This is a genomic window from Micromonospora sp. S4605, from assembly GCF_003176715.1.
Classification (GTDB): domain Bacteria; phylum Actinomycetota; class Actinomycetes; order Mycobacteriales; family Micromonosporaceae; genus Micromonospora; species Micromonospora echinaurantiaca.
The window spans coordinates 1-13,035 of the sequence record NZ_QGSW01000411.1 but is presented as its reverse complement, the minus strand read 5'-3'; the positions used below and the strand labels follow the sequence as shown (position 1 = coordinate 13,035).

Annotated in this window: 11 protein-coding genes; 6 read left to right on the top strand and 5 right to left on the bottom strand. The window is 72.9% G+C overall.

Features of this window, described 5'->3' with window-relative positions; all coding sequences use genetic code 11:
* Nucleotides 1–65 precede the first annotated feature (65 nt).
* From DLJ47_RS32530 to DLJ47_RS32510, 5 genes are all read right to left on the bottom strand, one after another.
* Nucleotides 66–245 (bottom strand): DUF6104 family protein, encoded by a 180-nt coding sequence (locus DLJ47_RS32530; protein ID WP_109905819.1) that lies wholly within the window; start codon nucleotides 243–245, stop codon nucleotides 66–68.
* A gap of 117 nt (nucleotides 246–362) precedes the next feature.
* Nucleotides 363–4,103 carry a multifunctional oxoglutarate decarboxylase/oxoglutarate dehydrogenase thiamine pyrophosphate-binding subunit/dihydrolipoyllysine-residue succinyltransferase subunit gene (locus DLJ47_RS32525; protein ID WP_109905817.1) on the bottom strand — a complete coding sequence of 1,247 codons (3,741 nt, stop codon included), beginning with the start codon at nucleotides 4,101–4,103 and terminating at the stop codon, nucleotides 363–365.
* 319 nt (nucleotides 4,104–4,422) lie between these two features.
* On the bottom strand, nucleotides 4,423–5,235 hold the full coding sequence (locus DLJ47_RS32520) for an ABC transporter permease (RefSeq protein ID WP_109905815.1): 813 nt from the start codon (nucleotides 5,233–5,235) through the stop codon (nucleotides 4,423–4,425).
* Nucleotides 5,232–6,164, bottom strand: a complete 933-nt coding sequence (locus DLJ47_RS32515; protein WP_109905813.1) for an ABC transporter ATP-binding protein — start codon at nucleotides 6,162–6,164, stop codon at nucleotides 5,232–5,234. The genes DLJ47_RS32520 and DLJ47_RS32515 overlap by 4 nt, the downstream gene beginning before the upstream one ends.
* A 135-nt stretch (nucleotides 6,165–6,299) precedes the next feature.
* Nucleotides 6,300–6,956, bottom strand: a complete 657-nt coding sequence (locus DLJ47_RS32510; RefSeq protein ID WP_109905822.1) for a hypothetical protein — start codon at nucleotides 6,954–6,956, stop codon at nucleotides 6,300–6,302.
* A 265-nt stretch (nucleotides 6,957–7,221) separates the two neighbouring features.
* Here DLJ47_RS32510 and DLJ47_RS32505 point away from each other — a divergent pair, with 265 nt between their 5' ends.
* The 6 genes from DLJ47_RS32505 (at nucleotide 7,222) to DLJ47_RS32480 (ending at nucleotide 12,841) form a co-directional block, all read left to right on the top strand.
* On the top strand, nucleotides 7,222–8,013 hold the full coding sequence (locus DLJ47_RS32505; protein ID WP_109905821.1) for a GNAT family N-acetyltransferase: 792 nt from the start codon (nucleotides 7,222–7,224) through the stop codon (nucleotides 8,011–8,013).
* Nucleotides 8,010–8,891 carry a lysophospholipid acyltransferase family protein gene (locus tag DLJ47_RS32500; RefSeq protein ID WP_109905811.1) on the top strand — a complete coding sequence of 294 codons (882 nt, stop codon included), beginning with the start codon at nucleotides 8,010–8,012 and terminating at the stop codon, nucleotides 8,889–8,891. Before DLJ47_RS32505 ends, DLJ47_RS32500 begins: the two co-directional genes overlap by 4 nt.
* 117 nt (nucleotides 8,892–9,008) lie before the next feature.
* Nucleotides 9,009–9,839 carry a DUF4097 family beta strand repeat-containing protein gene (locus tag DLJ47_RS32495; protein ID WP_109905809.1) on the top strand — a complete coding sequence of 277 codons (831 nt, stop codon included), beginning with the start codon at nucleotides 9,009–9,011 and terminating at the stop codon, nucleotides 9,837–9,839.
* Complete coding sequence (locus tag DLJ47_RS32490) at nucleotides 9,836–10,450, top strand: PadR family transcriptional regulator (RefSeq protein ID WP_109905807.1); 615 nt, start codon at nucleotides 9,836–9,838, stop codon at nucleotides 10,448–10,450. Before DLJ47_RS32495 ends, DLJ47_RS32490 begins: the two co-directional genes overlap by 4 nt.
* Nucleotides 10,451–10,580: 130 nt before the next feature.
* Nucleotides 10,581–11,282 carry a response regulator transcription factor gene (locus DLJ47_RS32485; RefSeq protein ID WP_088992133.1) on the top strand — a complete coding sequence of 234 codons (702 nt, stop codon included), beginning with the start codon at nucleotides 10,581–10,583 and terminating at the stop codon, nucleotides 11,280–11,282.
* Nucleotides 11,279–12,841 (top strand): sensor histidine kinase, encoded by a 1,563-nt coding sequence (locus DLJ47_RS32480; RefSeq protein WP_109905805.1) that lies wholly within the window; start codon nucleotides 11,279–11,281, stop codon nucleotides 12,839–12,841. The genes DLJ47_RS32485 and DLJ47_RS32480 overlap by 4 nt, the downstream gene beginning before the upstream one ends.
* Nucleotides 12,842–13,035: the final 194 nt, after the last annotated feature.

Below are 13,035 nucleotides of genomic sequence, written 5' to 3'. Positions count from 1 at the left end.
TGATGGCACTCGTGTCGGCGTCTCGTGCCAACAACTTCATGACCGACGGGGGAGTGGGGGACGGGTTACTCGTCGTCGGGGTCGTCGAGGCGGGCCAGGTAGGTGGCGAGGCGTTCAATCGGGGTCTCGAACTCGGGGTTGAGGTCGACGAAGTCGCGCAGGCGCTCGCCGAGCCACTCCATGCTGACCTGCTCCTCGCCCCGGCGTTCGACGAGTTCCTCGATGCCGCGGTCGGTGAAGTACATGCTTCGTCCTCGTGATGTCGTCCGGCGGGCGGCCGGTGGTGTGCGGGGGCCGACGCGAGGCGGGGCAGAGCCGTCGTGGTGACGGGCTCTGCCCCGGTGCTCGGCGGTGCGGTCAGGTCACGGGCGGGGCAGCGCCGCCTCGAGCAGGGCGTTCTGCTCCACCTCGTGCATCTTGGCGGAGCCGACGGCCGGCGCGGCGGCGGCCGGGCGGGAGATCCGGCGCAGCCGGACGTCCGCCAGGTGCTCCAGCAGGTTGAGCGCGACGAACGACCAGGCGCCCTGGTTGGCCGGCTCCTCCTGCACCCAGGCGAAGTCCTCCGCGTTCGGGTACTCCGCCAGGGCGGCGCGGATCTCCTCCACCGGCATCGGGTAGAGCTGCTCCAGCCGGATGATCGCGGTGTCGGTGATGCCGCGCTCCTGCCGGGCCTGGAGCAGGTCGTAGTAGACCTTGCCAGAGCAGAGCAGCACCCGCTTCACGCCCTGCGGCGCCGGGGCGGCCGAGTCCCGCAGCACCGGCTGGAAGGTGCCGGTGGTGAAGTCCTCGACCGGGGAGACGCAGAGCTTGTGCCGCAGCAGCGACTTCGGCGTGAACACCACCAGCGGCTTGCGCTTCGGCGAGAGGGCCTGGCGGCGCAGCAGGTGGAAGTAGTTCGCCGGGGTGGTCGGGATGGCCACCCGCATGTTGTCCTCGGCGCACATCTGCAGGAACCGCTCCGGCCGGCCGGAGGTGTGGTCCGGGCCCTGACCCTCGTGGCCGTGCGGCAGCAGCAGGGTGACCGCCGAGCGCTGGCCCCACTTCACCTCGCCCGAGGAGATGAACTCGTCGATCACCGACTGGGCGCCGTTGACGAAGTCACCGAACTGGGCCTCCCAGCAGACCAGCGCGTTGACGTTCTCCACCGAGTAGCCGTACTCGAAGCCCATCGCGGCGTACTCGCTGAGCAGCGAGTCGTGCACGAAGAACCGGGAGCGCTCGCCGTCGCCGGTCAGCGACTGCAGCGGGAGGTGGTCCTGGCCGGTCCGCGCGTCGACGATCGAGGCGTGCCGCTGGACGAAGGTGCCCCGGCGGGAGTCCTGCCCGGCGAGCCGGACGGTGACCCCGTCGTGCAGCAGCGCGCCGAACGCGATGATCTCGCCGAAGCCCCAGTCGATGTTGCCCTCGACGGACATCTTGGCCCGCCGGTCGAGCAGCTGCTGGATCCGCTTGTGCGGGGTGAAGCCCTCCGGCAGGTTGACGTGCGCCTCGCCGATCGCCTTGATCACGGCGGCGTCGGTCGCGGTGTCCACCTGCGGCTCCGGCTCCTCCTCGCGCTTGGGGCGGCTGAGCTGGCGCGGCGTGGTGGCCGCGTCGCGGGTGGCCTTGAAGACCCGCTCCAGCTGCGCCTGGTAGTCGCGCAGCAGCTCCTCCGCGTCCTCGACGGTGATGTCGCCGCGGCCGATCAGCTCCTCGGTGTAGAGCTTGCGGACCGAGCGCTTCGAGTCGATGATCTTGTACATCTGCGGGTTGGACATCGACGGGTCGTCGCCCTCGTTGTGCCCGCGCCGCCGGTAGCAGACCATGTCGATCACGACGTCCTTGTTGAACGCCTGGCGGTACTCGAAGGCCAGCCGGGCCACCCGGACCACGGCCTCCGGGTCGTCGCCGTTGACGTGGAAGATCGGCGCCTGGATCATCCGGGCCACGTCGGTGCTGTAGAGGCTGGAGCGGGAGTACTCCGGCGCGGTGGTGAAGCCGACCTGGTTGTTGACCACCACGTGCACGGTGCCGCCGGTGCGGTAGCCGCGCAGCTGGGACAGGTTGAGCGTCTCGGCCACCACGCCCTGGCCGGCGAAGGCGGCGTCGCCGTGCACCGCCAGCGGCAGCACGGTGTAGCCCTCCAGCTTGAGGTCTATCCGGTCCTGCTTGGCCCGGACGATGCCCTCCAGCACCGGGTCGACGGCCTCCAGGTGCGACGGGTTCGCCACCACCGAGACCTTGACCGAGTGCTCGCCGTCCGGGGTGGTGAACTTGCCGTTCTGGCCGAGGTGGTACTTCACGTCGCCCGAGCCCTGGGTGGAGCGCGGGTCCAGGTGCCCCTCGAACTCGGAGAAGATCTTCTCGTACGGCTTGCCGACGATGTTGGCGAGCACGTTGAGCCGGCCGCGGTGGGCCATGCCGATGACGACCTCGTCCAGCCCGCCCTCGGCGGACGCCTCCAGCACCTCGCCCAGCAGCGGGATCAGCGACTCGCCGCCCTCCAGCGAGAAGCGCTTCTGGCCGACGTACTTGGTCTGCAGGAAGGTCTCGAACGCCTCGGCGGCGTTGAGCCGGTTGAGCACGTGCTTCTGCTCGTCCGGGGACGGCTTCTCGTACTTGCGCTCGACCCGCTCCTGGATCCAGCGCCGCTCCTCCGGGTCTTGGATGTGCATGTACTCGATGCCGACCCGGCGGCAGTACGAGTCGCGCAGCACGCCGAGGATCTCGCGCAGCTTCATCCGCTGCTTGCCGGCGAAGCCGTTGACCGGGAAGGTCCGGTCCAGGTCCCACAGGGTCAGCCCGTGCTGGAGCACGTCCAGGTCGGGGTGCTTGCGGATCTTGAACTCGAGCGGGTCGGTGTCGGCCATCAGGTGGCCGCGCACCCGGTAGGCGTGGATCAGCTCGTGCACCCGGGCGGTCTTGTTGATCTGGCCCTCGCTGTCGACCGCGACGTCGCGCATCCAGCGCACCGGCTCGTACGGGATGCGCAGCGAGGTGAAGATCTGGTCGTAGAAGCCGTGCTCGCCCAGGATCAGCTCGTGCATGACCTTGAGGAACTCGCCGGACTGCGCGCCCTGGATGATCCGGTGGTCGTACGTGCTGGTCAGCGTGATGACCTTGCTGACCGCCAGCTCGGCGAGGGTGGCCTCGCTCATACCCTGGTACGGCGCCGGGTACTCCATCGCGCCGACGCCGATGATCGCGCTCTGCCCCTGCATGAGCCGCGGCATCGAGTGCACGGTGCCGATGCCGCCCGGGTTGGTCAGCGAGATCGTGGTGCCGGCGTAGTCCTCCATGGTCAGCTCGTTGCGGCGGGCCCGCCGGATCACGTCCTCGTACGCCTGCCAGAACTGCCGGAAGTCCATCTGCTCGCAGGCCTTGATGGACGGCACCACCAGGTTGCGGCTGCCGTCCGGCTTGACCAGGTCGATGGCGATACCGAGGTTGACGTGCTCCGGGCGGACCATCGCCGGCTTGCCGTCGACCTCGGCGAAGGAGTTGTTCATCTCCGGGTGCTGCGCCAGCGCCCGGACCAGCGCGTAGCCGATCAGGTGGGTGAAGCTGACCTTGCCACCGCGCCCGCGGGTGAGGTGATTGTTGATCACGATGCGGTTGTCGACCAGGAGCTTGGCCGGCACGGCGCGCACGCTGGTGGCGGTCGGCACGGTCAGCGAGGCGTCCATGTTCTGCACGATCCGGGCCGCGACGCCCCGCAGCGGGGTGGTCTGCGGGCCGGTGGCGGCCGGCTGGGCCGCCTTGGCCGGCGCCGCCTTGGGCTGGGCCGGCTTCGCCGGGGCGGCCTTGGCCGCGGCCGGCTTCGGCGCGGCCGGCTTGGCGGCGGGCTTCGGCTCCGCCGGCTTCGCCGCGGCCGGCGGCTGGGCGACCTTGGCCGTCGCCTCCGGCTGGCCGTCGGGCTCCGGGCGGACGGCGGGCGTGGTCGGTTGGCCCTCACGCGGCGTGGCGGCGCCCGGCGCCGGTCGGTAGTCGGCGAAGAAGTCGTGCCAGGCCGAGTCGACGCTCTTGGGGTCCGCGAGGTACCGCTGGTACATCTCCTCGACGATCCACTCGTTCGGGCCGAAACCCGCCAGTGGGTTCTCCTGCGAAGTCTGCTGGGTCGACACGGCCGGTAATCGCCTCTTTCACGCGGGTTTGTGTGTCACGCGGTGCCCGGCGACGCCCCCACCCGGGGGCCCGCACGAGACGGCTCCCAGGCTACGCCGTACGGATGCCGCAGGCATTTCCGCCTCCGCTGCGTGGTCCGTTTCACAGAAGATGCCAGAAGTTCGGTAAACGCTGCGTGTTCCGACAACTGCTGGTAAGGCGTGAGGTGTCGGAGAAGGCCACTTTCCGCACGGCCGGTGTGGTGGTCACAGCGATGCCGACCCCGACACGTGGCGGGGGTGGCGCCGGCCGGCACCACCCCCGCTCGAACCGCTCGGGTCAGGAGATGTCCCGCCGCCGGGTCATCAGGACGCCGAAGGCCCCGGTGACCACCGCGTAGCCGATCAGCACCAGGGCGCCGACCCACCACGCGGGGGTGAACTCCGACTGGCCCTCGGAGATCATCACGGTGGACGCCACCGCGGGCCAGATCACCTGCCACTTCACCACCGCCGGGTTGTCCAGCGCGTTCGACAGCAGCAGGAACAGCAGCCCGACCACCTGGGTGCCGACCAGGTAGAGCACCGCGGCGGTGATCACCGCACCGAGCTGGTTGGTGATCAGCGTGCCGATGCCGACCCCGAGGATCGTCCAGATCGCGTACGCCAGCAGGTTGAACAGCAGGGCCCGCTGCACCGCCCACTCGCCGAGCTGGAGGCCCTGGTCCTGAGCGGTCAGGAAGATCGCGCCGGCGGCCAGGTCGATCACCGTGGTGGCCAGCCAGAACAGGAAGCCCAGCAGGCTGGCCGCGATGAGCTTGCTGGCGATCACCGAGGTGCGCCGCGGGGTGGCCAGGAAGGTGGTGGTCGCCGTCTGGTGGAAGAACTCGTTGGTGACCATCAGGATGCCGATCAGCATCACGAACATCAGGCCCAGGTACTGGCCGGAGGTGTAGATGTTCGCCGCCTGGGCGGCGACGGTGGACTGGTCGGGGCTGAAGCCCAGGGTCTCGCCGTTGCCGTCGAACACCTCGGTGGCGGCCCAGGCGTTGAAGGCGAAGGCCATCGCGATGGCCAGGAACGCCCCGATCGCCAGCCACCACCAGGTGCTGGTGGTACGGATCTTGAGCAGCTCGGATCGGACGAGGTTCATCGGATGTCCGCCTTTCCGGCCGTCAGCTCCAGGAACACCCGTTCCAGGTCGGGTCGTTCCGTGGTGAGTTCGTGCAGCTCCACGCCGGCGGCCAGGGCGACCCGGCCCACCGTCGGGGCGTCCACCGCCCCGACCAGCAGGGTGCCGTGCTCGTCGACGTCGACCGTGGCCGACTCCGCCTTCAACGCCGCGGTCAGCGCCTCGGCCTGCGGGGTGCGGACCCGCACCCGGACGCCCTGCGCCATCGAGCCGATGACCTGGTCGACCGGGCCCTGCCGGACCAGCTGGCCGGCGGCGATGATCACCACGTCGTCGGCGAGCAGCTGCATCTCCGACAGCAGGTGGCTGGAGACCAGCACGGTACGGCCCTGCTGGGCCAGGCCCTTGAGGAACCCGCGCATCCAGCGGATGCCCTCCGGGTCCAACCCGTTGGCCGGCTCGTCGAGGATCAGCACCCGCGGGTCGCCGAGCATCGCGGCGGCGATGCCCAGGCGCTGCTTCATGCCCAGCGAGTAGCCCTTGAACTTGCGCTTCGCCGCCGGGGTCAGCCCGACCAGGGCCAGCGCCTCGTCGGCCCGCTGCTTCGGCAGCCCGGCCGCCGCGCAGATCACCCGGAGGTGGTTGATGCCGGTCCGCCCCTTGTGCGCGCTGGACGCCTCGAGCACCGCGCCGACGTGCCGCAGCGGGTCGGTGAGGTCGGCGTACCGCCGGCCGCCGATGGTCGCCACGCCGGCGGTGGGGGTGACCAGGTTCAGCAGCATGCGCAGGGTGGTGGTCTTGCCGGCCCCGTTCGGGCCGAGGAAGCCGGTCACCCGACCCGGCTCGACGGTGAACGACAGGTCGTTGACCGCCCTCACGTTCTTGTACTGCTTCGTCAGGCCGGACACCACGATCTGACCGTCGGTGGGGCTTCGCTGCCCGTCAGTCATTACTCTCCCTCCGTGCGATGGCGTCGGGGTACGCCGTTGCACAGCGTGACGGCCCCGCGCAACAAGGTCAATCAGGCGCGGTCCGTAGTTTCCTCTCCACCCGGGGCAGGAGGGGGGTCATCCTCGGGACGGACCTCAGCCGGCCGGCAGCGCCACCCAGGTGGCGCGGGCGGTGGCGAGCAGGTCACCGGTCGGTCCGTACAGGCTGGTGTGCACGAGCGCCTTGCGGCCCTCGCCGCCGACGGTCGCGCCGGTCACCACGCACTCGTCGCCGGGCGCCGGCAGCGCGCGCACCGTCGCGGCGATCCGGCCGAGCACGTACGGGCGGCCGGGCGCGATCACCGACCAGCCGCCGGGACAGTCCAGGGCGGCCCAGACGGTCGGCACCTCGACCTCCGCCGGCGCCCGGAACGGGGCGGCGGTCCGGCCGTCCGGCAGCCGACCCGGGAAGATCCGCAGCCCGTCCGCCCGCCGCGGCCCGCAGACGTAGCAGCCGGGGAAGGGGTGGTCGACCAGACCGGGGTACGCGGCCGCGGCGGCCCGGGCGGTCGCCAGGTCCACCGGCGGCACCACCGCCTCGATCTGACCGGTCTCGCGGACCTCGGCGACGAGGTTCCCGTCCGGGTCGTGGACGTTGCCGCCGGCGAGGGTCAGCGGGGTCTCCAGCGGCGGCGGCCGGCGCAGCGTCACCTCGACCACCCCCGGCCCGCCGTACGCGGCCGCGAAGAGCCCGGCGCTCCAGCCGCCGTTGCCCGAGCCGGGCGGCCCGTTGAAGCGGGACTCGATGATCATGGGGCACCTCCGGACGGTCGCGGCTCCGGCGTCGTCGCCGGGCGCTCCGGCAGCCTCGCACGCCGGGGTGCGCGCGGCGTCGCACGCCCTGCCGTCCGGCGACCCGGTCGCCGCCGCTCGGGCCGGGCCGCTGCGCCGTCGCCCGGCGGCGTCCTGCCTGGGCGTCGCCACCCGTCCGGGCAGCGCCACGGGTCGCCGGCCGGCGTTCACCGGATCGACACTCCTGGTCACCGCGACCGGCACCCGGGCCGCCTACACAATCCCCATGGCTGTCCTGCCCGCCGCTGGCGCACCCCTGACGACCAGCGGATACACCCTGCTGATCGCCGACGACCCGACCCGGGTCGCGGCCGCGCAACGCCTCCGGCACGAGGTGTTCGCCACCGAACTCGGGGCCACCGTCCCGGGCGCCGCCGGCCTGGACGCCGACGACCTCGACCCGTACTGCGACCACCTGATCGTGCTCGAGGATCGCACCGGCGAGGTGGTCGGCACGTACCGGCTGCTGCCGCCCGGCCGGACCGCCCGTCGGTACGCCGAGAGCGAGTTCGACCTCACCCCGCTCGCCCCGCTGCGGGACGTCCTGGTGGAGACCGGCCGCTCCTGCGTGCACCCGGACCACCGCTCCGGCGCGGTGATCAACCTGATGTGGGCCGGGATCACCCGCTACCTGCACCTGCGCGGCTCCCGCTGGCTCGGCGGCTGCGCCTCGGTGCCGGTCGCGGACGGCGGGCTCGCCGCCGCCGAGGTCTGGGCCCGGGCGCAGGCCCGGCACCTGGCCCCGCCGTCGCTGCGGGTCCGGCCGTTGCGGCCCTGGTTCGCCGAACCGGGCGCCCGGACGGCGGCCCCGGATCCCGGTTCGGTCGGCGCGAGCCGGGTGCCGCCGCTGCTGCGCGGGTACCTGCGGCTGGGCGCGTGGATCTGCGGCGAGCCGGCGTACGACCCGGACTTCGGCGTCGCCGACTTCTACGTGCTGTTCTCCCTGGACCGGATGAACCCGCGCTACCTGCGGCACTTCCTGGCCGGGGCGGACCGGCCGGCGGGGGCGGACCGGTGAACCGGCGCGACCTCTGGCGGCCGGCCTCCGGCTGCGGCCCGCACTGTCTGCCGCCACCCGGCGGCACCCCGGGCGTGCCGGCCGCCCGCCGCGTCGCGCGGCTGGCCGCCCTGCTCGGCATGCTGGTGCTCGGCGCCGGCCTGGCGGTGGTGCTGCCGCTGCTGCCCGCGGCGGAGCGGCGGGCGGCGCTGGGCGGTTGGGCCCGGGCCACCGCCCGGGCGCTCGGGGTGCGCCTGGTGGTCCGGGGCCGGCTGCCCCGGCGACGCGCGCTGCTGGTCGCCAACCACGTGTCCTGGCTGGACGTGCTGGCCGTGCTCGCCGTCGCTCCGGCCCGGCTGGTGGCCAAGCGCGAGGTCCGCGGCTGGCCCCTGCTGGGGTGGCTGGCCCGGGCCGCCGGCACCCTCTTCGTGGACCGGGCCCGCCCCCGCGACCTGCCCGCCACGGTGAGCCGGGTGGCGGACGCGCTGCGCGCGGGCCGGGCCGTGGCGGTGTTCCCGGAGGGCACCACCTGGTGCGGCGCGGCGACGGGCTGCCGGCCGGCCGGCGGGTTCCGGCCGGCGGTGTTCCAGGCGGCCGTCGACGCCGGCGCCCCGGTGGTGCCGCTGCGGATCGGCTACCGGGACGCGCTGACCGGGGACGCGACCACGGCGCCGGCCTTCCTCGGCGACGAGAACCTGTGGCGGTCGCTGCGCCGGGTGCTGGCCAGTCGGGACCTGGTGCTCACCGTGGCCGTGACGACCGCGCTGCACCCCGCGCCGGGGGCGGACCGGCGGATGCTGGCCCGGGTCGCCGAGTCGGCCGTACACCTCTGCCCGGTTGCCGACCGACCGGCGGCGCGGCGGGCGCCGGCGGCGTGGGAGGTCGACCTGGCGGCCTGACCGGCCGGCGCGGGGTGGCGGCGCGCCCTCCGCGCCCTCCTTGTCATGTCGCGATGTATCGCGTTACTCTCCTCGACGTCGGGCGCGCCGCGTCGCGCTCCGCCGAGGGGAGGAACCATGACCGAGTGGACCGTCGACAGCCCGCAGCGGCTCACCCTGGACGGGCCGGTCACCCGGCTCGACGTCCGCCTGGTCAGCGGCCGGCTCAACGTGGTGGCCACCGACGGCCCGCCGCGGGTGGACGTCACCCGGGTCGGCCGCCGGCCGGTCCGCGTCGAGCACCGGGACGGCCGGTTGTCCGTCCGGCAGCCGCGCGGCAACCGGTGGCGGGACCTGCTGTTCTGGGCCGGCCCGCTGGCCCGGCTGCCCCGGGTCGACGTCTCCGTCGCGATCCCCGCCGACGTGCTCGCCGACCTGCACCTCACCGAGGGCTCCCTGGTCGCCTCCGGGCTGCGCCGGCAGACCCGGGCCGACGTGACCGCCGGCCAGATCACCCTGATGGGGCTGCGCGGGCGGACCGCCGCGAAGATCACTTCGGGCCCGGTGGAGGCGCTCGGAGTGACCGGCGACCTCGACGTGGAGACCGTCTCCGGCGAGGTCATCCTCACCGACAGCGCTCCCGGCCAGGTCCGCGCACAGACCGTCTCCGGCGCCATCACCTGCGACTTCGACAACCCCCGGCGCAGCGACATCCGACTGAGCACGATCTCCGGCAGCATCACCGTGCGGGTCCGCGAGGACAGCGACCTCGCCGTCCGGCTACACACCTCGTCCGGGCGGATCACCAGCGGTTTCCCGGCCGTACGCGGCAACGCGGCGCTGGGCGCGGTGGTCGACAGCGAGGGGGTGCTCGGCGCCGGCGAGGGTAAGCTCTGGGCGTCCGCCACGTCCGGCAGCATCGCGCTGCTCGCCCGCCCGGTGGACGACGACGAGGAGGAGCTGCCGTGACCGCCGTGTTCAGTCACGGGCGGCTCCGGCTCTACCTGCTCAAGCTCCTCGACGACGGTCCCAAGCACGGATACGAGCTGATCCGCCTGCTGGAGGAACGCTTCCTCGGCCTGTACGCGCCCAGCGCCGGCACCATCTACCCCCGGTTGCAGCGGCTGGAGGCCGACGGGCTGGTCAGCCACACCGCGGCCGGCGGCCGAAAGATCTACGAGATCACCGCTGCCGGGCGGGCCGAGCTGAGCCAGCGGGCCGGGGAACTGGCCGCCCTGGAATCGGACATCGCCGCCTCGGTGGCCGATCTCTCCACCCTGGCCGGGGAGATCCGCAGCGAGGTACGCGGGTCGGTGCGCGACCTCAAGCGGGAACTGCGCGAGGCGGCCCGGCAGACCCGGCGTAACCGGTGGATCCCGCCCGCTCCCGCGCCCGTCACCGCGCCCCCGCCGCCCGGGCCGGAGCAGGCCGCGCAGGCCGAGTTCGACCAGCGGCTGGCCGCGTTCGCCGGCGAGGTGTCCGCGCTGGTCCGGTCCCGCCGGCTCAGCGAATCCCAGCTGCGTACGGCGATCCGGCTGCTCGACGGAGCCCTGGACGGGCTGCGCCGGCTGCTGCGCTGACCGCCGCCGGGGTCGGCCGGCGGCCCGCCGACGTGGGCTGACGGGGACTTCAGCATCCCGCCGGCCGGCTCACAGGGTTTTTCCAGCCACCACCCAGGCCGGACGCAGCGATGGCGCGGATGATGGGCACATGCCCGCTACCCAGACCGAGGCACGCCTGCTCGTCGTCGAGGACGACCCCAACATCCTCGAACTGCTCTCCGCGAGCCTGCGGTTCGCGGGCTTCGACGTGGCGACCGCGACCAGCGGCAGTTCCGCGCTGAGCGCCGCCAAGGACCACCGGCCCGATCTGGTGGTGCTCGACGTGATGCTGCCCGATCTGGACGGCTTCGAGGTGATCCGGATGCTGCGCGAGGGCGGCACCCGTACCCCGGTGGTCTTCCTGACCGCCCGGGACGCCACCGACGACAAGATCCGCGGGCTGACCCTGGGCGGCGACGACTACGTCACCAAGCCGTTCAGCCTGGAGGAGCTGACCGCTCGGATCCGGGCGGTGCTGCGGCGGACCAGCACCGGCGAGCAGGCCCCGTCCCGGCTCACCTTCGCCGACCTGGAACTGGACGAGGAGACCCACGAGGTGCACCGGGCCGGCCAGCGGGTGCAGCTGTCGCCGACCGAGTTCAAGCTGCTGCGCTACCTGATGTTGAACGCCAACCGGGTGCTGTCCAAGGCGCAGATCCTCGACCACGTGTGGAACTACGACTTCCGCGGTGACGACAACATCGTCGAGTCCTACATCTCCTACCTGCGGCGCAAGGTCGACAACGTCGAGCCCCGGCTGATCCACACCCTCCGGGGCGTCGGTTACGTGCTACGCAAGCCGGCGGCGTGAACCCGGTCCAACAGGCGAAGGGGCGGGTGCGGAGCATCCCGCTCCGGGTCAAACTGGTCACCGCCGTCCTCGCCCTGGTGGCGCTCGCGCTGTTGGTGATCAGCTCGTTGACCGCCGTCTTCCTGCGTAGCTACCTCGTCGACCAGGTCGACAGCGAGCTCCGGGGCGGCACGGCCGGGGTGGCACGGGCGCTCGATCAGGCCCTGCTCCAGGGGGAGGACGTCTCGGTCGCCATCCCGAGCGACTACGTCGCGGCGCAGGCCATCCCCCCGGCCACGGTCAAGCCGACCGCGCGTTACTCCGGACTGCGGTCGGGGGAGCTGCCCAGGATGCCTACCAGCTACCAGGGGTTCGCCGACCTGGTCGGCAAGCCGATCACCGTCCGGTCCGTCGACGGTCACACCCGCTGGCGGATGCTCTACACCCAGTTGGACGACGGTCGGATCCTGGCCTTCGGCCAGCACCTCACCGACGTCGACCGGGCGGTCGCCCGGCTGGTCTGGATCGACATCCTGGTCGGCGGGGCGGTGCTGATCCTGCTCGCCTCGATCGGCGCGGGCATCGTCCGGACCAGCCTGAAACCGCTGGTCGAGATCGAACAGACGGCCGCGGCCATCGCCGGCGGCGATCTGACCCGGCGGGTGCCCGACCCCGAGGAGGGGCAGGAGTGCCCCACCTCGGAGCTGGGCCGGCTCTCCCGCGCGCTGAACGCCATGCTCACCCAGATCGAGGCCGCGTTCACCGCCCGGGCGGCCTCGGAGACGGCGGCCCGCTCGGCCGAGGCCAGCGCCCGCGACGCCGCGGTCGCCGCGCAGGCATCCGAGGCGCGCGCTCGCCGCTCTGAGGAGCGGATGCGGCAGTTCGTCGCGGACGCCTCGCACGAGCTGCGTACCCCGCTGACCACCATCCGCGGCTTCGCCGAGCTGTATCGGCAGGGCGCGGCCCGCGCCCCGGAGCAGACCGCCGACCTGCTACGCCGGATCGAGGACGAGGCGGCCCGGATGGGCCTGCTGGTGGAGGACCTGCTGCTGCTCGCCCGACTGGACCGGGAGCGGCCGCTCTCCCTCGCCCCGGTCGAGCTTCCGGTGCTGGCCAGCGACGCGGTGGAGGCCGCCCGGGTGATGGCTCCGGACCGCCGGGTCGAGCTGGAGATCGAGCCGGGTTCCGGCCCGCTGGTGGTCTACGGCGACGACGGCCGGCTCCGGCAGATCATCGGCAACCTGATGACGAACGCGCTGACGCACACCCCGCCGGACGCGTCGGTGACCCTGCGGCTGCGGGCCGAGCCGGGCAACCTGGCCGTGGTGGAGGTCGCCGACACCGGCCCCGGTCTCGCCCCGGAACAGGCGGAACGCGTCTTCGAGCGGTTCTACCGGGTGGACGCGGCCCGGACCCGGCGGGCCGGTGGCAACACCGGCACCGGGCTCGGCCTGGCCATCGTCGCCGCGCTGGTGAGTGCCCACCACGGCACCGTCGAGGTGGCCGAGACCCCGGGTGGGGGAGCCACCTTCCGGGTCCGGCTGCCGCTGGTGCCGGACGCGGACATCGACGGCGAGTGACTTTCAGCCAACCTTCAGGCCGGTTCCAGGCTGGTCGCAGAGCACCGGGGCAAGGTGGAGACATGACCGAGTACGAGTCCGACCCGCAGCGCCGGCCGGCCCCCACCGACGCCGAGCCGTCGCACCCCACCGCCGAGCTGCCGCACGTCGAGCGCGCGCAGTCCGACTCCCCGACCATCGAGGCCGGCCCGGCC